This window comes from Nocardiopsis valliformis DSM 45023 (genome assembly GCF_000340985.1).
Taxonomy (GTDB): Bacteria; Actinomycetota; Actinomycetes; order Streptosporangiales; family Streptosporangiaceae; genus Nocardiopsis; species Nocardiopsis exhalans.
Genome location: NZ_ANAZ01000005.1, coordinates 16967 through 36249, shown reverse-complemented (window position 1 = coordinate 36249; position 19283 = coordinate 16967). Strand labels below are relative to the sequence as shown.

General features: G+C 68.5%; 17 protein-coding genes and 1 tRNA gene. 12 read left to right on the top strand and 6 right to left on the bottom strand.

Features of this window, described 5'->3' with window-relative positions:
• Positions 1-247: 247 nt before the first annotated feature.
• Positions 248-1270, bottom strand: a complete 1023-nt coding sequence (locus D457_RS0106930; protein WP_017579921.1) for a zinc-dependent alcohol dehydrogenase family protein — start codon at positions 1268-1270, stop codon at positions 248-250.
• A 187-nt stretch (positions 1271-1457) separates the two neighbouring features.
• Between D457_RS0106930 and D457_RS0106925 the strand changes: the two genes are divergently transcribed.
• A complete protein-coding gene (locus tag D457_RS0106925; RefSeq protein ID WP_017579920.1) occupies positions 1458-2357 on the top strand; it encodes a helix-turn-helix transcriptional regulator in 900 nt (299 codons plus the stop codon).
• Between the two features lie 47 nt (positions 2358-2404).
• On the opposite strand, the gene D457_RS0106920 is transcribed toward D457_RS0106925, so the two are convergent.
• On the bottom strand, positions 2405-2947 hold the full coding sequence (locus D457_RS0106920) for a cyclophilin-like fold protein (protein WP_017579919.1): 543 nt from the start codon (positions 2945-2947) through the stop codon (positions 2405-2407).
• 161 nt (positions 2948-3108) lie between these two features.
• Here D457_RS0106920 and D457_RS0106915 point away from each other — a divergent pair, with 161 nt between their 5' ends.
• Both D457_RS0106915 and D457_RS0106910 read left to right on the top strand, forming a co-directional pair.
• Positions 3109-3474 (top strand): cyclophilin-like fold protein, encoded by a 366-nt coding sequence (locus D457_RS0106915; RefSeq protein ID WP_017579918.1) that lies wholly within the window; start codon positions 3109-3111, stop codon positions 3472-3474.
• Between the two features lie 409 nt (positions 3475-3883).
• The gene (locus D457_RS0106910; RefSeq protein WP_017579917.1) at positions 3884-4375 is read left to right on the top strand and encodes a lipocalin-like domain-containing protein; all 492 of its coding nucleotides are present in this window, start codon (positions 3884-3886) and stop codon (positions 4373-4375) included.
• Between the two features lie 284 nt (positions 4376-4659).
• On the opposite strand, the gene D457_RS32005 is transcribed toward D457_RS0106910, so the two are convergent.
• Positions 4660-5892 carry an MFS transporter gene (locus D457_RS32005; protein ID WP_017579916.1) on the bottom strand — a complete coding sequence of 411 codons (1233 nt, stop codon included), beginning with the start codon at positions 5890-5892 and terminating at the stop codon, positions 4660-4662.
• Between the two features lie 329 nt (positions 5893-6221).
• On the opposite strand from D457_RS32005, the gene D457_RS0106900 reads away from it, so the two are divergent.
• Together D457_RS0106900 and D457_RS0106895 are read left to right on the top strand one after the other, a co-directional pair.
• Positions 6222-6887 (top strand): SDR family NAD(P)-dependent oxidoreductase, encoded by a 666-nt coding sequence (locus tag D457_RS0106900; protein WP_017579915.1) that lies wholly within the window; start codon positions 6222-6224, stop codon positions 6885-6887.
• 200 nt (positions 6888-7087) lie between these two features.
• Complete coding sequence (locus tag D457_RS0106895; RefSeq protein WP_017579914.1) at positions 7088-8038, top strand: aldo/keto reductase; 951 nt, start codon at positions 7088-7090, stop codon at positions 8036-8038.
• 162 nt (positions 8039-8200) lie between these two features.
• On the opposite strand, the gene D457_RS0106890 is transcribed toward D457_RS0106895, so the two are convergent.
• Positions 8201-9202: a LacI family DNA-binding transcriptional regulator gene (locus D457_RS0106890; protein ID WP_017579913.1), complete on the bottom strand. Its 1002-nt coding sequence runs from the start codon at positions 9200-9202 to the stop codon at positions 8201-8203.
• Between the two features lie 482 nt (positions 9203-9684).
• Here D457_RS0106890 and D457_RS0106885 point away from each other — a divergent pair, with 482 nt between their 5' ends.
• The 5 genes from D457_RS0106885 (at position 9685) to D457_RS34545 (ending at position 16885) form a co-directional block, all read left to right on the top strand.
• The gene (locus D457_RS0106885; protein ID WP_017579912.1) at positions 9685-10638 is read left to right on the top strand and encodes a carbohydrate ABC transporter permease; all 954 of its coding nucleotides are present in this window, start codon (positions 9685-9687) and stop codon (positions 10636-10638) included.
• Entirely contained in the window at positions 10635-11456 is an 822-nt protein-coding gene (locus D457_RS0106880) for a carbohydrate ABC transporter permease (protein WP_017579911.1), read from the top strand. Before D457_RS0106885 ends, D457_RS0106880 begins: the two co-directional genes overlap by 4 nt.
• Before the next feature lie 48 nt (positions 11457-11504).
• A complete protein-coding gene (locus D457_RS0106875) occupies positions 11505-12758 on the top strand; it encodes an ABC transporter substrate-binding protein (protein WP_017579910.1) in 1254 nt (417 codons plus the stop codon).
• A 149-nt stretch (positions 12759-12907) separates the two neighbouring features.
• A complete protein-coding gene (locus D457_RS32000; protein WP_083926688.1) occupies positions 12908-15679 on the top strand; it encodes an alpha-L-rhamnosidase in 2772 nt (923 codons plus the stop codon).
• A gap of 330 nt (positions 15680-16009) precedes the next feature.
• Positions 16010-16885 carry a site-specific integrase gene (locus D457_RS34545; protein ID WP_152514161.1) on the top strand — a complete coding sequence of 292 codons (876 nt, stop codon included), beginning with the start codon at positions 16010-16012 and terminating at the stop codon, positions 16883-16885.
• Here the strand turns inward: D457_RS34545 and D457_RS0106860 are convergent.
• Positions 16851-16924, bottom strand: a tRNA-Pro gene (locus D457_RS0106860). The two genes, D457_RS34545 and D457_RS0106860, sit on opposite strands and share 35 nt — an antisense overlap.
• A 73-nt stretch (positions 16925-16997) precedes the next feature.
• Here D457_RS0106860 and D457_RS0106855 point away from each other — a divergent pair.
• Positions 16998-18062 carry a helix-turn-helix domain-containing protein gene (locus D457_RS0106855; RefSeq protein WP_086002187.1) on the top strand — a complete coding sequence of 355 codons (1065 nt, stop codon included), beginning with the start codon at positions 16998-17000 and terminating at the stop codon, positions 18060-18062.
• 32 nt (positions 18063-18094) lie between these two features.
• Complete coding sequence (locus tag D457_RS0106850; RefSeq protein ID WP_017579906.1) at positions 18095-18655, top strand: dihydrofolate reductase family protein; 561 nt, start codon at positions 18095-18097, stop codon at positions 18653-18655.
• Positions 18656-18722: 67 nt separating this feature from the next.
• Here D457_RS0106850 and D457_RS0106845 read toward each other — a convergent pair whose 3' ends face one another.
• On the bottom strand, positions 18723-19220 hold the full coding sequence (locus D457_RS0106845; RefSeq protein WP_017579905.1) for a DUF523 domain-containing protein: 498 nt from the start codon (positions 19218-19220) through the stop codon (positions 18723-18725).
• Positions 19221-19283 lie beyond the last annotated feature (63 nt).

Genomic DNA, 19283 nt, shown 5'->3' with positions numbered 1-19283 from the left:
CCCCAAAGGATCCCCTTACGTGAGATCCCCCGGCCGTCCAGAGAGGAAATCAAGGACGGCTCTGAACAGCCGGGGTGGCCGACGCGCACACGTGAACGGCACAAAGTGATCAGAACACCAATGCCATCAGAGTGGGGCCACTGACAAGCTCTGTCAGGGGCCCCGCGAGGCAGTCACCGACGTGTGCGTTGGTGTGGCTGGCGCGGGACCCGGTGGATCGTCTCGTCACGCCCAGAAGCGGGCTGCCTCAAAGGGTCAAGAGCACCTTGGTGGCGCGGCGCTCGTCCATCGCCCGGTACCCCTCGGCGGCCTCCTCGATGGGCAGGGTGAGGTCGAAGACCGCTCCCGGGTCGATCTGGTCGGTCATGATCAGGTCGATCAGCTCGGGCAGGAACCGGCGCACCGGCGCCGGACCGCCCAGCAGGCTCACGGTGGAGAAGAACAGGTCCATGCCGTCCAGCTCGACCCCGTGGGCGACGCCCACGTAGCCGACGTGACCCCCCGGGCGCGTAGAGTGGATCGCCTGCATCATGGACTCCTGGGTGCCGACCGCCTCGATCGTCGAGTGCGCGCCGTAGCCGCCAGTGAGTTCCCTCATCCGCGCGACGCCCGCCTCACCGCGCTCCTCGACGACGTCGGTCGCGCCGAACCTCCGAGCCAGCGCCTGCCGGTCCGCGTGGCGCGACATCGCGATGATCCGCTCCGCGCCCAGCCGCCTGGCCGCCAGGATCCCCAGCAGCCCCACCGCGCCGTCGCCCACCACCGCGACGGTCTTTCCGGGACCGGCCTGGGCCGCGACGGCGGCGAACCAGCCGGTGCCCAGCACGTCAGAGGCGGCCAGCAGACTGCGCACCTGCGCCTCGGTGGGCTCGCCGGGGACCTTGACCAGGGTGCCGTCGGCGAGCGGGATGCGCGCGTACTCGGCCTGGGTGCCGATCGCGCCCATCATCACCTGGTGGATGCAGCGGGACTGGAAGCCCGCCCGGCAGATCTCGCAGGTGTTGTCGGAGGCCACGAACGACCCGACGACGAAGTCGCCCACCGCGGTGTCTTTCACCTGGTCGCCGACCTGTTCGACGACGCCGATGTACTCGTGGCCCATCTGCGTGGGCCCGTCCTGTTTCTCGACACCGCGGTAGGGCCACAGGTCCGAGCCGCAGATGCAGGCGGCGGTCACCCGGATGACCGCGTCGGTCGGCTCCACGATCACCGGCTTCTGGACGTCCTCGACCCGGACGTCGCCGGGTGCGTGCATGACGACAGCGCGCATGAGTACTCCTCGGTCTTGGATGGTTCACCGACCACCACATCACGGGATCTTCGCATGTGGGAGTCACTGTCAGGGACCCTCACGCCGCACGTGTCCGCTGAACACCGTCTCGGGGCTGGCAGGCCTGGCCGGTGGTGGTACTGCGAGGGACTCCCTGATGAGGGGGGTGTTGACCTAGCGTGGAGGTATGGACAACCGAGCCGAAGTGCGCGAGTTCCTGACCACGCGGCGTGCCCGGATCAACCCCCGGGACGTCGGCCTGCCGCCGGGCACGAACCGGCGGGTGCAGGGCCTGCGCCGCAGCGAGGTCGCCACTCTGGCCGGGGTGAGCGTGGAGTACTACACCCGGCTGGAGCGGGGTGCGATCAAGGGTGCTTCTCCGGAGGTGCTCGACAGCCTGGCCAGGGCGCTGCGCCTGGACGACGCCGAGCGCGCCCACTTGTTCGACCTCGCCCGCGCCGCCAGCCCCGTCGCGCGGCCGCCGAAACGACGCAGCGCCAAGCGCTGGGCTCCGCATCCCAGCTTGCAGTGGACGCTGGACGCGGTCATCGCGGGTCCGGCGTTCGTCCGCAACGGGCGGATGGACGTCCTGGCGGCCAACGCACTGGGGCGGGCGTTCTACTCCGGCGTCTACGACATGTCTGGGCAGCCGCCCAACATCGCTCGGTTCACCTTTCTCGACGAGCGAGCCCACGATTTCTATCCGGGCTGGGACGCCTTCGCTGAGGTCACCGTCTCGATCCTGCGCACCGAGGCCGGCCGCGACCCGCATAACAAGGAACTGCACGACCTGATCGGGGAGCTCTCCACCCGCAACGAGGAGTTCCGCCGGCTGTGGGGTGCGCACAACGTCCGCCACCACGGCACCGGGTTCAAGACCTTCCACCACCCGGTCGTCGGTGAGCTCACCCTCGCTTTCGAGGGCCTGGAGATGGCCGCCGAGCCCGGCTTGACCCTGACCATCTACGCTGCGGAGCCGGGCTCGGCGTCAGCGGAACGGATGCAACTGCTCGCCTCCTGGGCCGCTGACGAGCGCACCGCTCCTCATTCACCCGCACCCGGCTATCCGCGCGACGAGGGGTTGTAGGGCCGCTGCGCTACCGGAGGCGACCGGGTCTTGCGGCACCTGCGGTCTCACTCCACGATCTCGACGGTGGTCTCCCGCCCCTCGAAACGGGCGAGCTCTTCGGCGGACGCGTCATAGGTGCCCAGGTGCAGGGTCTGGTCGGAGTAGCCGACACCAGCGGTGTTGTAGTAGAAACCGAGGTTTCCCCAGGGGACGAAGTAGATGAGGTCGCCGTCCTCGGGGTCGGACCCGGGTGAGCCCTGGTGTTCGAGGTCCCGGGGCAGGTAGGCGATCTTCTCCCGGCCGCTGAACTCCTCCAGTTCGAGTGTCAGAGGCAGCATGCCGAGGAAGTCGCGGGTGGCGGGACTGTCCTCGCCGATGGTGACGTCCACGCTCTCCGAACCGGCGGTGAACCGCACGACCGTGCCGATGACGCCCTGCTCGTCTCCACGGGTCCCACCGGAGGCTGGGGCGCCGGGGGTCGGGGCCGTGCCCGGTGTGGCCGACACCGTAGGCGGGGAACTGCTGGCCGGCCCCGTCTCGGGAGCGGTACCGCAAGCGGCGAGGGCCAGGGCGATCGCCGCACCGGCGGCGGGCTTGGTCAAACGCATGGAGATCGGCCTTCCGGTCGAGGCGATGGTGGTTCTGTGTCCAGCGAACAGGCTGCGCGCTCATGGGGGGAGTCCCTGTGGTGAGAGGTACTGGCAGGGACTCCCTGAACGCCGCCGTGTCGTTAGCGTGAGAAGGGACATCGTCCGTGAGGAGGAGGCGCATGAAGATCGAACTGGCGGTCAACGGCACCCGGGTCAAGGGTGAGCTCTACGACCACCCGGTGGCCCGGGAGTTCGCGGATCTGCTGCCGCTCGAGCTGGTCTTCGAGGACTTCAACCAGGTCGAGAAGGTCGCGCCCCTGGGTCGTTCCCTCACTCTGCGCGGGGTGCCGGACGCCGACTCCCCCCGCCCCGGGGAGATCGGTTACCACGCCCCGTCGCAGGGGTTCGTCCTCTACTACGGCAGCCCCGGCAGGTGGCCGGGGCTGGTGCGGATGGGACGGTTCGACTACGACCTGGACGTGCTGCGCGACCTGCCCGACGGCATCCGCATCAGGGTCACGCCGGCACCCCTGCCTTCCTCCTGACCCTGCCTTGCCCCATGACCGGCTCCGCGGCCGCGCGCGGTTGCCGGTATCGCCGACGCAAGCAAAGAGAGTGCGGCAATGCGGGCACCCGGCTCGGCATAGGGCACGGGTCCGACGCGAGGAGCGGTGGTACTAGGCCTTTCCATGGCTTGTTGTGCTGTGACCGACCCGGCAGGTAGGTCGGACTCTTCGTCGGTCCGTGAACCGGTGTGCAAGTCGGGTCACCGACTTTTACCGAGCGGGTTCCGGCGGGTGACCGGGCCCGCTGTGGACGGGGTGGTCGCCTGTTTTCCGAGCTCCGATGCGTGGGGGGTACAGGGAGCGGGGCACTGACAGGGACTCCCGTCGCCGCGACGGTCCGCCTAGCGTCGTGGGTAGTGATCGCCTACTGACATTGAGAGGTCGCAAGATGAAGAAGGAACTGCTGTTCGCCTCCTGCGCACTCGGACTGCTGGTCTTCACGGCCGGGTGTGCCCAGGCGGCGGAGCCGGTCGCGGAGGCGACCAACGGGGGTGCGGGGCAGGCCGGCGAAGATGACGAGCTCATGGGCGTGTGGCGGATGACGTCCCTGGAGGCTGGAGAGGAAGGGGATCTCCAGGAGGTGCCGTACTCGGGGGAGATCGCCTTCGCCTCGGAGAGCGTGTCGGTACAGGCCATGAACCCCGACTCCGAAGCCCCGGACACCGCCTACACGGTCGAGGGGTATGAGGCCTTCTACGGTGCGCTGACCGTCGACTCGGACGCCGGTACCTTCGAGGTGGATGTCGAGTCGGCGCTCGCGCGCGACCTCATCGGAGAGACCCTCACCCGCAACTACGAGGTGGCCGAGGACACGCTTGTTCTGACGCCGACCGACTCTTCGGAAGGCTGGCGCGTGACCTACGAGCGCCTCTCGGAATAGGTGGACGGCCTCCTGGCCGGGGCCTTCTCGCACGTGTCCTGTGGGATACGGCGGTCCGGCCCTCACGCGGCGTGGGGTTAGCGCGGATAGGCCGCTTCGACCGTTCCCTGGGCGAGGTGTGCATGCCGTCCCACAGCACGCGAATCCGCATCGCCACCGTCGGCTGTAGAGTCCGGGTTCGGAGGAGGCCAACACTCGACGAACGCCCCGCCCCGCATGCCGCGAGGCGGGGCGGCGGTCTCCCCGGGGAAGAACCTGCGTCAGACACCGAAGGGCAGGCGGCCCTACGCGTTCACCCCGTCCTCCAAGCGCAGCCGCCCGGCTCGGCGGTCCTTGACGATCAGCGCGCTCAGCGGCAGGAAGTACAGCGCTGCGATCGCAGCACCCACGATGACCGGACCGGACGCACCGAGTGCGGACTCGATGGCGAAGCCGGCGATCCAGGAACCGACAGCGGTGCCGACGTTGAACGCCGAGGTGCTCAGCGCGGAGGCGAGTGTCGGTGCCTTGTCGGCATAGCCGACGGCCTTGCCGATGAGGACGGGGTTCGTCGACATGCCGAACAGGCCCAGCAGGAACACCAGGACCACGGTCGCGGCCGGGAGGTGGGAGAACAGCGCCAGACCGACGAGGACGAGGAACGTCGCCGAGGCGGACGCGAAGAGTACGTGGTAGGGGCGGACCGAGCCGATATGGCCGCCGAGGTTGGAGCCGATCAGCGCGCCGACGCCGTAGGTGAGAAGCACCAGCGGGACCGAAGACGCCGCCATACCGGTGTTCTCGGTCAGCAGCGGGGAGATGAAGCTGTAGGCAGCCAGCGACGAGCCGCACACGATCGCCGCCCCGGCGAGGACGAGCCAGACACGGACGTCCCGCAGGGCGGCGAGCTCGCGCCTCAGGGACGGCAGGGGAACGTCGCCCGGGTCGGCGGGCAGTTGCTTGAGGATCGCCACCACTGCCGGCAACGCGAGAATCGCGAGGGCCCAGAACGGGCCGCGCCAGCCGATGGCCTGCCCGGCGAACGAACCCAGCGGCACGCCGATGACGTTGGCGAGCATCCCGCCACCGAGCACAATGCCCAGCGCTCGGGAGCTGCGGGAAGGCCCGGCTGCCTTGGCGGCGACCACGGCGGCTACAGCCCAGAACGCGCCGGTGGCGAGAGCCGTGACGAAGCGCATGCCGAGGATGAGCCCGAAGTGGGAGCTGAGCGCGACGACTACATGGCCGATCGCGAACAGCATGAGCGCGAGGGAGAGCGTTAACCGGTGCTGGAGCCTCAGGGTCGCGATCGCCATCAGGGGCGTGCCGACGATCATCCCGATGGCGAACACGGTGATCATCAGCCCGACATCCGCGACGCCCACCCCGAGGTCGGCCGCGATCTCCGGGAGGATCCCGGCGACGATGAACTCGGTGGTGCCCATGAGGAACACCCCGGCGGCGAGGACATAGATCACGAACGGCAGGCGCACCGTCCCGGCCGGTGCGGCGACAGGGCGTGTGGATGTTTCGGACATGACGGAAGAGGGCCCTTCGGTGGAAGACAGGAAGGCGGGGCGTCGTGGCGGTCGAGGTTCACATGTACGGCCCGAGGGCGCGGCGACGTCCAAGATCCATGGCAGCACGGCCCGCCCGCATCAGGGAGTCCCGGTCGATGGGAGTACTCGTAGGGACTCCCACGTGTGTCGTCTGCTGCCTACCGTGGAACACGTGAACGGCACCGCCACGCGGGCCTGACCGGCCCTGCGGCCCCGCCGACGCGACATCGGCAAGGAATGCGGAAGCGGTCGTCTCCCCTCGGTCGCCCAGCCTCCTTGGACACGGGGACCCCGTCGGAAGGATCACCATGACCACCATCACCATCGTCGGAGTCGGCCCCGGTCTCGGCCGGGCCACCGCCCGCCGCTTCGGCCGCGAGGGATTCTCCGTCGCACTGATCTCCCGCACCCGGGAGAACGTCGACCGGCTCGCCGCCGAGCTCGCCGAAGACGGAATCACGGCACGCGGCTACACGGCCGACGTCCGCGACCTGAAGACGCTGCGCGCCGCGCTCGACGCCGCAGCCGCGGACCTCGGGCCGATCGAGGTGCTCCAGTACAGCCCGGTGCCCGCGAAGGAGTTCATGAAGCCGGTACTCGAAACGACCGCGGAGGACCTCGTCGGCCCCGTCGAGCAGTCGGTGTACGGGCCGGCCACCGCCGTCCAGCACGTCCTGCCGGGACTGCGCGGGCTCGGTCGCGGCACGATCCTGTTCATCAACGGCGGCAGCGCCGCGACTCCGAACGGGAACGTCGCGGGAACCTCCGTCGCCTTCGCCGGGGAGAGCGCCTACGGACAGATGCTGCACGACGCCCTCGCGGGCGAGGGTATCCACGTCGCCCAGCTGATCATCCCCCGCGGGATCGGCGGCGGGGAGCCCGACCACGAGCCCGACGCCCTCGCGGACCGGATCTGGTCCCTGCACCGCGACCGCGGCGCGTTCCGCACATTCATCGGCGGGCAGCCGGCATGAGGGAAACGCGAGCCTTCGGTATTCTCACCGCCTCCGCCGCGGCCCTGGTCGTGCTGACCGCGTGCACGGGGGCGGAGCCCGCGGGGGGCGTCGCGGAGCGCGCCTTCAACCCCCACCCCCTCGGAGGCTGGGCCGGGTCCGGACGACGACCGGGTCCTGCGCATCGACACCGCCTTTTGAACCACCCGCGAGAGGAATCCATGAGGACCGTTCCCTTCGGAACCACCGGCACCGAGGCACCCAACGTCGTTGCCGGGATGATGCGGATCTCCGGCAGTACCGACGAGCGGATCCGCGAGCTGTACACGGCCTCGCGCGAGGCCGGGATCGACTTCTTCGACCACGCCGACCTGTACGGGTTCAACCACCCCGGTGGCGGAATCCACCTGTGCGAACGCCAGTTCGCCGAGGCACTGCGGCTGAGCCCCTCGGAGCGGGAGCAGATCACCCTGCAGACCAAGACCGGGATCGTTGCCCAACCGTGGGGGTACGACCAGTCCTACGAGCACATCGTCGGCTCCGTCGACGAGTCGCTGAAAGCGCTGGGGACCGACTACCTCGACGTGCTGCTGCTGCACCGTCCCGACGCGCTCGTCGAGCCCGAGGAGGTCGCCCGTGCCTTCGACCACCTCGAGTCATCGGGCAAGGTCCGGGCGTTCGGTGTCTCCAACCACACGCCCCGGCAGATCGACCTGCTGAAGACGGCGGTCACCCAGCCGATCGTCGCCGACCAGGTGCAGCTGTCGATCACGCACTCCACGATCATCGCCCAGGGCCTGTCGTCGAACATGACGGCCCAGGAGGACTCGATTACCCGTGACGGCGGCGGCATCGTCGACTACGCCCGGGTCAACAAGATCACCCTGCAGGCGTGGTCGCCGTTCCAAAAGGCCTTCCAGGACGGCGTGTTCCTCGACTCGCCCGACTACCCGGAGTTGAACGCTGAGCTCGAACACCTAGCCACGAAGTACCAGGTGACTCCGACCGCGATCGCCGTCGCGTGGATCACCCGGCACCCGGCGGGCATCCAGGTCGTGCTCGGCACCACCACGCCCCGGCGCGTGACCGACGCCGCCGCTGGCTCGGACATCCCCCTCACCCGCAGCGAGTGGTACGGGTTGATCCAGGCCGCCGGGCACAACGTGCCCTGACCCCGGCCCGCTACAAGAACCGCTACGGCATCGAGATCGCAGCGGACCCGTACCTGCCGAAGAACCTCGACGAGCAGGCCGCGCACACCGGCCAACCGGAGGTGATCGGCGCGAGCTGGGGCAGCGCGCCGACACCTCGGCCCCGCCCACGGGTACTGGTGCTCAGCTGGAGTTACGTTCGATGAGCCGGGGAGAGAACACCTTGCGGCGGTGCACGTGTTCCTGCGGATCACGTTCCTCGTCCAAGAGCATCTGCGCCGCCGCACGTCCCAGCTCATAACCTTCGACGCGCACCGTTGTCAGCGGAACACCGGTGGTGGTGACCGATTCGATGTCGTCGTAGCCGACGATCGCGAGGTCCTCCGGGATACGTTTGCCCGCACGGAAGGCCGCCTGCATGACTCCCAGGGCGAGCAGGTCGTTGGCGCAGAACACCGCTGTTCCCGGACGTGTGGCGGCGAGCAGCCGCTCACCGGCCCGCCGCCCCTGTTCTATCGTGAAGTCGTCCACCTCGATCACCCTGAGCGCTTCCTCCGTCCGGCCGGAGCGCAGGACGGAGCGCAGGCACCCCTCGTACCGGTCGCTGGGTGCTCGCATGTTCATGGGCCCGGTGACGAAGGTGATGCTCTCGTGGCCTCGGGCAAGGAGGTGCGTGGCGGCCTGCTCGCCGCCCAGGGCATCGTCGACCGCAACCGAGCAGATCTCGGGGTGTTCCGCCGCGTTGTGGATCAGGACGAAGTTGAATCCGCGGTCCTTGAGGCGGTCCAGCCAGGGGTCCGACACCTGGACCGGCGTGATCAGCACGTCGCGTATCTGCTGCTGGGCGAGCTGGTCGAGGTAGTCCTCCTCCCTGTCCGTGTCCAGATCGGTGCTGCAGAGCACCGACAGGTGCCCGGCCTGCTGCAGGGTGTCCTCGGCGCCACGGGCGATGTCGGCGAAGTAGGGGTTGCGCACACCGAAGAGGACCAACCCGACCGCGGTACTGCGTCCGCTGCTCAGGTGGCGCGCGGCGGAATTGGGGACGTAGCCGAGCGCGTTGATGACCGCTCGCACACGATCGCGCGTGGCGGCGGAGACCACTGCGGGACGATTGACCACATTGGAGACGGTCGCGATCGAGACCCCCGCCTCGGTCGCGACTGTTTTGATGCTTACCGTCTTCACGCTGTCCGTTTCCTCTGTTCCCCGTGTCTGCCCCGGCACGAGCGTCGGTGCGCCGTGCGCCTCTGACCCGTCTGACGGGATCCGGTCTGATACCTGAGGGAATCAGGCCGCGGATCGGCCTCCCAGTCCATGGTCGGTGGTCACCGCCCCCCATCGCCCCCCAAAGCTCGGGCGTCTTCCCAAGAAGATCATCGAATCGTTTCAATCTGTTTTTACCAGGTGACTCCCCCGAGGCTCCCATCCCCATGGGGATCTTCGGACACCCGGACCCGAAGCGCACCCAACGAACCTCTGGGAACAGCCTCGAACTGCAACTTCTTCACAATGTGACCGCAGCCACTCCATAGGGTTGACGCTGTCACGCCCTTGGGGTTAAGTTCACTTTCATCGAGTGAAACGTTTCAAGATTTTAACTCACCCGGTGTCGGAAGCTGACTCGAGAAGTCCAGGACACCGCATGGACTCAGGACGGAGGAGCCTCCATGGCCGTCGCCGACGCGCCGCCGGACATCCCGGCTCAAACGCGGTCCACCCCCAGGAAGCGCACACGACGCGGCCGCGTTCAGAGCGGTCAGGCCGTCCCCTGGTGGTTCCTGCTGCCCGCACTCGCCTTCTTCGCCTTCGTCGTCCTGGTACCGAGCCTGCAAGGGGCATGGTTCGCGTTCACCGACTGGGACGGGATCGCACGGGAGCGCACGTTCGTGGGTCTGGAGCAGTTCCGCGAGATCCTCGACGGCCGGGGCTCCCGGACCGCCGTGGGCAACACGCTGATCATCGCTCTCTCGGTGACCGTGGTGCAGAACGTCATCGGCCTGTTGCTGGCTCTGGGACTGCACAGCGCGGTCAGATCCCGCAACATCCTGCGGGTCTTCTTCTTCGCCCCTGCCGTGATCACCCCCGTGGTCGCCGCCTACCTGTGGCGTTACCTCTACGCCCCGCGCGGGGCGATCAACGCGGTGCTGGACGCCGTCGGTCTGGGGTTCCTGCAACAGGACTGGCTCGGCAACTCCTCCATCGCCCTGTGGTCGGTGGTCGCGGTGATCATCTGGCAGTTCGCCGGCCTGTCCATGGTGATCTTCCTAGCCGGCCTACAGACCATCCCCAAGGAACTCCACGAGGCCGCGGCCGTGGACGGCGCCGGACCTGTTCGACGGTTCTGGAACGTGACACGTCCGATGCTGGCACCGGCGATCACCATCAACCTGATGCTCTCGGTCATCGGCGGGCTCAAGCTCTTCGACCAGGTATGGGTGATGACCGGCGGAGGGCCGGGCGGGGCCACAGACACCCTGTCCACCGTGATCTACCGACAGGCGTTCCAGTTCAACCAGTTCGCCTACTCCACGGCACTCGCCCTGGTACTGACGGGTTTCGTCATCGTGCTCAGCGCTGTCCAGTACGGATACCTGCGCCGCGAGGAGAGGAAGGCGTCATGAGCCGCTACACCTGGCGCACCGGTGTGCTTGAGGCGGTGATGATCGCCGCGGCAGTGGTGTTCGTCTTCCCCCTCTACATCCTGGTCTCGATCGCCCTGGAACCTTCGGGGACGACCTCGTCGCCGGTGTCCTTCCCCACCAGTCCGACCCTGGTGAACTTCGCCGATGCCTGGGAACGCGCGGACCTGGGGTCAGCCATCCTCTACAGCCTGCTGATCACCGTCGGCAGCGTCACCCTGCTGGTGGGGCTGGCCAGCCTGGCGGCCTACCCGATCGCCAGATCCACCCGGCTGTGGTCCAAGGGCGTGTTCGCGCTGTTCATGCTCGGGCTTCTCCTGCCCTTCCAGCTCGCGATGATCCCGCTGTACTGGACGATGCGGGACCTGGGGCTACTCGGAAACCCGGTGGCGCTGATCATCTTCTACACCGGCTTGCAGATGCCGATGTCGGTGTTCCTCTACACCGGTTTCCTGCGTTCCCTGGACCCGGGATACGAACAGGCCGCCCAGATAGACGGCTGCGGTCCCCTGCGCGCCTTCGTCAGCGTGGTGCTCCCACTGATGCGGCCGGTCACGGGGACCGTGATCATCATCAACACGATCTTCGTGTGGAACGACTTCCTCACACCGCTGATGTACCTCAGCGGCACCGACCGACAGACCATTCCCGTAGCCCTGTTCGGCTTCGTGGGGCAGTACGTCGCGCAGTGGCCCCTGGTCTTCGCCGGGTTGATCATCGGCGTCGCCCCCGTGCTCGTCGTCTACTTCGCGATGCAGAAACACGTCATCCAGGGCTTCGCGAGCGGCCTGAAGGGATGAACGGAAATCCCTGACCACCCACCAACCTCACCGAAGGACACACCGACCATGCGACCACACCGCCTCCTCATCCCCTCGGCCTCCCTCCTGCTGACCTTGCCGCTCCTCGCCGCCTGTGCCGGGGAGGGTGAAGACTCGGGCGACGGCATCACCGTGTTCGCCGCCGCCACCGAGCGGTCCTCGATGGATGCCGTGATCGAGGCCTTCGAGCAGGCCCACGACATCACGGTCACGGCCTCCTACGCCGACACCGTCGAGCTGCAGAGCACGCTGCGCACCCAGCTCAGCGCGGGCACCGGACCCGACGTGTTCACCGTCTGGCCGGGCAACGGCAACTCCGCGGCGCTGCAGGTCCTGCAACCAGCCGGGTTCCTGGCCGACCTGAGCGACACCGAGTTCGCCGGACGCATCGCCGAAGGCGACCGTGCCGTGACCGACGTGGACGGCGCCACCTACCTCGTGCCCGTCACCTACGCGGGGATCGGTGTCCTGTACGACACCGCGACGCTGGAGGAGATCGGCGGCGAGGCGCCCCAGACCTGGAACGAACTCATCGACCTGTGCGGACAGGCCAGGGACAACGACAAGGTGCTGCTGTCCCTGGGCAACCAGACCGACTGGGTGACCCAGCTCGTCACCTACTCCCTGGTCGCCAGTCTCGTCTACTCCGAGGACCCCACCTTCGACCAGGACCTGGCCAACGGCCAGGCGAGCTTCACCGACTCCGGGTGGCGCGACGCCTTTGAGCAGTACCTGGAGATGGATGAACAGGGCTGCTTCACCGACAGCCCGCTCGGCACCAGTTTCGAGGCCTCGGTCAGCGAAGTCGCCCAGGGCGAAGCCGTGGGAGTGGTCCAGGTGACCGCCACGTTGGCCCAGCTACGGGAGGAGACCGGAGACGCCGAACTGGGCATGTTCGCTCTGCCCGCCACCGATGCCCCGGACCAGACCCTGATGCCCGGAGCGGTCGGCGCGGCCTACGGCATGGGCGCCGAGGCCGACAACCCCGAAGGCGCGCGGCAGTTCCTGGAGTTCCTGGGCTCGGACGAGGGCCAGAGGACCTACGCGGACGAAGGAGGATCGCTCCCCGCCCTGCCCGACGTGGACTTCGACGCCGACCCCGCCCTACAGACCCTGGTCGACTATCAGGCGGACGGCAGGACCGTGCCCTTCATGGACCAGCTCTGGCCCAACCCCGAGGTCCAGCAGGAGCACTTCACCGCCGTGCAACAGCTCTTCGCCGGAGATACCGACATCGACCAGGCCCTGGCCCGCCTGGACGAGTCCTACCAGGAGGACTGACCACGGACGACGTCCACTTTCTCGACATCCGGGGCGGGTCGAACCCGCCCCACCATTGCCGACCTCACCGACCATCGACGGCGGTCCCGACCCTTAGCCGGTTCGACAGCCGCCGACGATGTACCCCCACCCCCTCATGGGAGAGGCCGATGTCAAGACACCGAACGCCCCTGATCGCACTCGCGCTGACTCTAGGACTACTCGTGGCTCCGATGAGCTCTCCTCCGGTCGCCGCGTCGACCGATGTGGCACCCGTCGACCTGAGGGTGGAAGACACCACCACCCCCTTGGGCACCGACGTCGCGCAGCCCCGGCTGTCGTGGCGGTTGGAATCGCAGGAACGTGACGTACTCCAGACCACCTACCGGATCCAGGTGGCGAGCTCGGAATCCGCGCTGTCCAAGGGCAGGGCCGACGTGTGGGACTCCGGCGCAGTGGAGTCCGGTTCCTCCGCGCACATCCTCTACGCGGGCCCCGCTCTGGAACCGGCCACCCGGTACCACTGGCGTGTCCGTGTCCAGGACGCCGACGGCGCCTTGACCGGGTGGAGCTCCCCCTCCTGGTGGGAGACCGGACTGTTCGACGAGGCGGACTGGCAGGGCGCCGCGTGGATCGGCAACCCCGCCAGCTCCGAGGACCCCGACGCCGAGCACCCGCCCGCACCGCGTTTCCGGCACGAGTTCGACTCCGGCGGCCCCGTTGAGCGGGCACGCCTGTACCTGAGCGGTCTGGGGTACTCGGTCGCGCACGTCAACGGACAGCGGGTGGGCACCGCGGTGCTGGACCCCGGCCAGACCGACTACAGCGACACCGCGTTCTATGTGACCCACGACGTGACCGACCTGGTGACCGAAGGCTCCAACGCGATCGGGGTCGAGCTCGGCCGCGGGTTCTACGGCATCAGTACCGACAACGCCTGGGACTGGAACACTTCGCCCTGGTGGTCCGACCCCGTGCTGCGGGCCCTACTGGTCGTCACCCACCCCGACGGGACCACGAGCACAGTCACCTCAGGAGAGGGCTGGGACACCTCACTGGACGGACCCACCCGCTACGACGAGGTGTTCGTCGGCGAGACCTACGACGCGCGCAGGGAACAGCCCGGGTGGAACACCCCCGACTACGACGGCGCGGCGGAGTGGGACAAGGCGGAGACGACCCCCGGCCCCGAGGGAGACCTGCGGGCCCAACCGCACGAACCGATCCGGATCACCGAGACCATCACCCCCGCGGAGATCACCGAACCCGAACCCGGGGTATACGTGTTCGACCTCGGCGTCCAGATCGCTGGATGGGCCCGTCTGACGGTCGAGGGTGACGTCGGCACGGAGGTCTCCCTGCGCTACGGGGAGCGGCTGGACGACGACGGCCTCGTCTCGGTCCCCGAGTACGAGAACTTCCACACCGTGCCCCGGGTCCAGACCGACCTCTACACCCTCGGCGGCGGTGAGGGGCCGCAGAGCTGGGAGCCCGCCTACACCTACAAGGGTTTCCGGTTCGTCGAGGTCCACGGCCTGCCCTCGGCCCCCACCACCGAGACCCTGCAAGGGAGGTGGACCCACAACGACTTCGCTTCCGTCGGCCACTTCGACAGCGGTTCGGAGTTGCTCAACACGATCCGCGGCAACACCCGCCGCGCCCTGCTCAACAACCACCAGCACATCCCCACCGACACCCCGGTCTACGAGAAGGCCGGGTGGACGGGCGACGCACAGCTCACGGCCACGACCGCGAACTACGAGTTCGACATGAGCCGGTTCCACCGCAAGTACCTGGACGACATCCTGGATTCCCAGCTGCCCTCGGGTGAGCTCCCCACGATCGTCCCGACCTCCGGTTGGAGCTACGAGGGGGCACCGGGCTGGCCCGCTGTCCACGGCCCCACCCCAGAGTGGGACATCGCCCTGTTCACCATGGCCCTCAACCTGTACGAGATGGAAGGCGACGTACAGGTTCTGGAGCGCTACTACGACGGCATGAGGCTCTACTTCTCCTGGGTGGACGCGCGAGTCGACGAGGACGGCCTCTACCCCTACGGTCTGGGCGACTGGGTCGCCCCCGGCGGCAACCCGCCGGAGGGTCCCGTACTGAGTGCGACGGCCCACATCCACCTGATGGCCACCCAGCTGACCGAGATCTCCGGGATCCTCGACGAACCCGAGCACGCGGAGACCTACCGGGCACGAGCGGAAGAGATCCGCGAGGACTTCAACCGCGCCTTCCTCGACGAGGACGCCGGCCTGTACCGCACCACCGGGGTCGAGGAGTACCGGCAGACCTCCAACATCCTTCCGCTGGCCTTCGGCCTCGTCCCCGACGAACACGTCGACGCGGTCGTCGACAATCTCGTCGCCGACATCCAGGACCGCGGCGACCGGCTGAACACCGGGGTCGTCGGAACCCGCTACCTGCTCCCCGTCCTGTCCCACCACGGCCGGATCGACGTGGCCTACGCGGTGGCCACCCAGACCGAGGAACCGAGCTGGGGGTACTGGATCGAACTCGGCAACACCTCGCTCCAGGAGCACTGGCACGCCGACACCCGTTCCCTGAACCACCACTTCTTCGGATCCATCGGCCACTGGATGTACGCCGACCTGGCCGGGATCACGCCGGCCGAGCCGGGCTATGCTACTGCGCGGTTCAAGCCCCATGTCCCCGAGGACCTGGAGTACGCCGAGGCGAGCACCCAGACGGTTCGCGGCGAGGTGGCGTCGAGTTGGCGCCGTGACGGGGAGGGCGCCCTGGAGTTGGAGGTGACCGTTCCGCCCAACGCCGTCGGTGAGGTGCACGTCCCCCTCCTTGGCCAGGAAGAGAAGAGTGTCACGGCACCACCGGAGGCCTCGTTCGTGGAGGTGCGCGACGGCTACGCCGTCTACACGGTCGGTTCCGGGTCGTGGCGGTTCATGGTGGCTGAGTAGATCGGCGGCGCCTGTTCGGGGGTACGGCAGCGGACGGTGAAAGATCCGGCCGCTCCACCGGTCGGCCGCACCCGAACGAGACCCCGTGCAGGTCGAGACTGCGATAGACAGGTGGTCGGTGTCGACCGTCGGGATTGGCCCGCCCAGGCGCCCGACGTCGACCACCTGTCCGCCTTCCGCCGCACCGATCCACCAGGCCGTCATCCCTCGGGTGCGGCCTGGCTGGCGTACTCGTAACCGGCCGCGATCTCACTCAGGCAGCCGACCGCATCCGTGGTCCGTACCGGGTGCGGCCGGGAATCACTCGAATCCTCACGGACGTTGCGGCTGGTGCTCAGCCTGCTGGAGCGCGCCATCCGCTACGCGCAGGTACAGGATCTGGTGACCCGCAACGTCGCCGAACTGGCCAGGATCGACCAGCGAGGCAAACTCAAAGGCAGCAAGCCCGGGCGCCCGCCGAAGTCGATGACGCTGGACCAGGCCGTGGCGGTGCTGAAGGCGGCGCGGGGCACACGGTGGTACGCCTATCTGGTGCTCTCCATCGTCACCGGCACGCGCACCGAAGAGATCCGAGCGTTGACCTGGGATCAGATCGACACCGAAGGCAAGATCCCCACGATCCATGTGTGGGCCTCGGTACGCGAGGACGGCGACACCAAGACCCGCAGGTCGAGGCGGTCACTGGAACTGCCCACCCCGGCGGTCAAAGCCATCGGAGCTCACCGAGCAGTACACGCCCGCGAGCGCCTGGCGGCCGCAGAGCTGTGGCAGGACAACAACCTGGTGTTCTGCACACGCACCGGCAACCCGCTGGACCGCCACAACGTCCTGCGGGAGCTGCGCACGATCATGCGAAAGGCGGGATTAAACGAGAAAGAATGGACCGCGCGAGAGCTACGGCACACGTTCGTGTCCCTACTGTCCGACCACGAGGTGAGCATCGAGGAGATCTCCCTGCTGGTCGGCCACAACGGCACCGACACCACCGAACGTGTCTACCGCCGCCAGATACGACCGGTACGACGATCCGCGGCAACCGCGATGAACGAAATTCTGCACGACGCGGGACAACACCCCGCACGACCCCGGTTCCACCCCACTCCTACCCCACCAGAGACGCAGAAAGGGGCCCACCAGATGGTGGACCCCTCTACGAACTACAACTTCCCTGTCGGGACGGCGGGATTTGAACCCACGACCCCTTGACCCCCAGTCAAGTGCGCTACCAAACTGCGCTACGTCCCGGCCGCTGGGCATTCGCCGTGTCCGGCGCTGCCAACGGGGACGACTCTATCGCATCTCCCGGAGCGTTCGCACCATGGTTTCGGCTGTCACGAGGTCGGCTGAGGGCATGGTCCGGCGGCCACTCCACCCGCCGACACTGCGCAAGAACGGTCAAGCGACGGTGGGGGCTCCGCGAACATACTGGTCACATGACCGAACCCACCACCGACCCCCTTCCGGGCGGGACCGTCTGCGGGAGCTGCTCGACGCGGTCCTGTCCGAGGAGAACAACCGGCTCAGCGAGATGGCTGGGCAGGCGCACGCCTCGCCCTTCCACTTCAGCCGGGTGCTGTCCCGGGACACCGGTGAGTCCCCGGTGGCGCTGCGCCGCCGGGTCCTGCTGGAGCGGGCCGCCTGGCAGATCGGCCAGGGCGCCAGCGTCACCGACGCGGCGTTCGCGGCCGGATACGAGTCGGTGGAGGGGTTCACACGGGCCTTCGCGCGCGCCTTCGGTCATCCGCCCAGCGCCACCACGGCGGGCAGCGGCCGCTGGCTGCCCGCACCCAACGGCGTCCACTTCCACCCGCCGATCCACCTGTGGGTGGAGGAGCAACCGAAAGGCCGCCCCAGCATGGATGTGACCGCGCTCCAGGTCCACCACGACGTCGACGACACCGCGCTGCTGATCCGGCTCGCCGCGGACCTGCCCGAGGCGGAGTACCGCAAGGTCCGCGAACCGGGCCGGACCACGCTGACCTGGGACGGCCCGGAGGAGTCCATCGCCACCACCCTGGACCGCCTGGTGTGGGCCAAGGAGATGTGGCTGGCCTCCATCGAGGGCGCGGACACCCCCGGGCACGGGGGCGACGATCCGGAGTCGCTGCGGCTGCGGCACGAGGACGCGGGGTCACGCTGGATCGCCACTGTCACCGACATCGGGCGGCGGGACGCCTGGGGCGACCGGCTCATCGACGCCCTGTGCGACCCGCCGGAGAGTTTCCTGCTCGGCGGGGTGGTCGCGCACGTGCTCACCTACTCGGCGCACCGCAGGCTGAGCGTGCGGCACATGCTGCGTGCGGCGGGGGTTGAGGTGGGCCACGGCGACCCGCTGGAGTGGTTGCAGGAGCGGTACGAGCGGGCCCGGTACGAGCACAGCTGAGACGAAGCATCGAGGAAACGGGGAGAAACCACATGAGCAGAACCGTCTACGAGACCGCCACCAGCCTGGACGGGTTCATCGCCGACCAGGACAACTCACTGGAGTGGCTGTTCGCCGTCGGGAGCGGGAGCCCGGACGATGAGGACACCGAGGCGCTCGATTCGACCGCGGAGTTCATCAAGGGCGCCGGGGCGATCGTGATGGGCGCGACCACCTACGAGTGGATCCACGAGCACGAGGGCGACAAGCCCTGGCCCTACGCGGCACCCACCTGGGTGCTCACCCACCGGGAGCTCCCCCGGGTCGAGGGCGACCTCAGGTTCACCAGCGCCGACACCGACCAAGAGCTGCGGGACCTGCACGCGGAGATGAGCAAGGCCGCCGACGGCCGCGACATCTGGGTGGTCGGCGGCGGACGGATCGCCGCCGACCTGGCCCGGCTGGGCCTGCTGGACGAGGTTCGGGTGTCCGTCGCGCCGCTCAGCCTGGGCGGTGGGGCGCCCCTGCTGGACGGGCGGGTCCAGCTGCGTCCGTTGGAGGCCAAGCTCGCGGGGCCCTTCGCCTGCCTGCGCTACGAGGTCGTCAAGGGCTGATCCGAACCCTGGGTCCGGGCTGGGGCGTCGCCGTGACGGCGGCGCCCCGCCACTCTTTCCGGAACTCTCAGCCCTGTTCCAGAACCCTGAGCCGGTCCGCCGCCTGCGCGACCTCGTTCTCGTTGAACACCGCCACCCCGTGCTCGCGGAGCAGGTGCGCGGTCACGCCCTCCCCCGGCACCTTGTGCCCCTGGAAGGTCCCGTCGTAGACCTCGTGCAGCCCGCACGAGGGGCTGGATTCCTTGAGCAGGGCCAACACCACCCCGTGGGTCTGGGCGGTGGCCAGGGCCGAGTGCGCCCCGGACACGAAGTGATCGGTCACGTCCGCGCCCTCGGGGGTGAGGATGCGGGCCCGGCCCGCGAGCACGTCGGCGGCGTTGGCGCCCGGTTCGATCTCGGCGGGAGGTCGGGGCACAGGTAGCCCGCCGGCGATCTCGGGGCAGTGCACGACCAGGCGCCCCTCCTCCCGCCAGCGGGTGACCGTGTCGTCCCCCACCGGTTTGGCCCGTCCGTCGTAGCGGACCCGGCGCCCCATCAGGCAGGCACTGACCAGCACTTTGCGCATGCTGCAACGCTACCCGCGGACGACACGTACGCCTCCCACCTTTTCGTCACACAAGGTGCTTAT

Coding starts and splice junctions, on each gene's coding strand:
- D457_RS0106930 (WP_017579921.1), bottom strand. CDS start 1,270: ATGCGCGCTGTCGTCATGCACGCACCCGGCGACGTCCGGGTCGAGGAC.
- D457_RS0106925 (WP_017579920.1), top strand. CDS start 1,458: ATGGACAACCGAGCCGAAGTGCGCGAGTTCCTGACCACGCGGCGTGCC.
- D457_RS0106920 (WP_017579919.1), bottom strand. CDS start 2,947: ATGCGTTTGACCAAGCCCGCCGCCGGTGCGGCGATCGCCCTGGCCCTC.
- D457_RS0106915 (WP_017579918.1), top strand. CDS start 3,109: ATGAAGATCGAACTGGCGGTCAACGGCACCCGGGTCAAGGGTGAGCTC.
- D457_RS0106910 (WP_017579917.1), top strand. CDS start 3,884: ATGAAGAAGGAACTGCTGTTCGCCTCCTGCGCACTCGGACTGCTGGTC.
- D457_RS32005 (WP_017579916.1), bottom strand. CDS start 5,892: ATGTCCGAAACATCCACACGCCCTGTCGCCGCACCGGCCGGGACGGTG.
- D457_RS0106900 (WP_017579915.1), top strand. CDS start 6,222: ATGACCACCATCACCATCGTCGGAGTCGGCCCCGGTCTCGGCCGGGCC.
- D457_RS0106895 (WP_017579914.1), top strand. CDS start 7,088: ATGAGGACCGTTCCCTTCGGAACCACCGGCACCGAGGCACCCAACGTC.
- D457_RS0106885 (WP_017579912.1), top strand. CDS start 9,685: ATGGCCGTCGCCGACGCGCCGCCGGACATCCCGGCTCAAACGCGGTCC.
- D457_RS0106880 (WP_017579911.1), top strand. CDS start 10,635: ATGAGCCGCTACACCTGGCGCACCGGTGTGCTTGAGGCGGTGATGATC.
- D457_RS0106875 (WP_017579910.1), top strand. CDS start 11,505: ATGCGACCACACCGCCTCCTCATCCCCTCGGCCTCCCTCCTGCTGACC.
- D457_RS32000 (WP_083926688.1), top strand. CDS start 12,908: ATGTCAAGACACCGAACGCCCCTGATCGCACTCGCGCTGACTCTAGGA.
- D457_RS0106855 (WP_086002187.1), top strand. CDS start 16,998: ATGGTTTCGGCTGTCACGAGGTCGGCTGAGGGCATGGTCCGGCGGCCA.
- D457_RS0106850 (WP_017579906.1), top strand. CDS start 18,095: ATGAGCAGAACCGTCTACGAGACCGCCACCAGCCTGGACGGGTTCATC.
- D457_RS0106845 (WP_017579905.1), bottom strand. CDS start 19,220: ATGCGCAAAGTGCTGGTCAGTGCCTGCCTGATGGGGCGCCGGGTCCGC.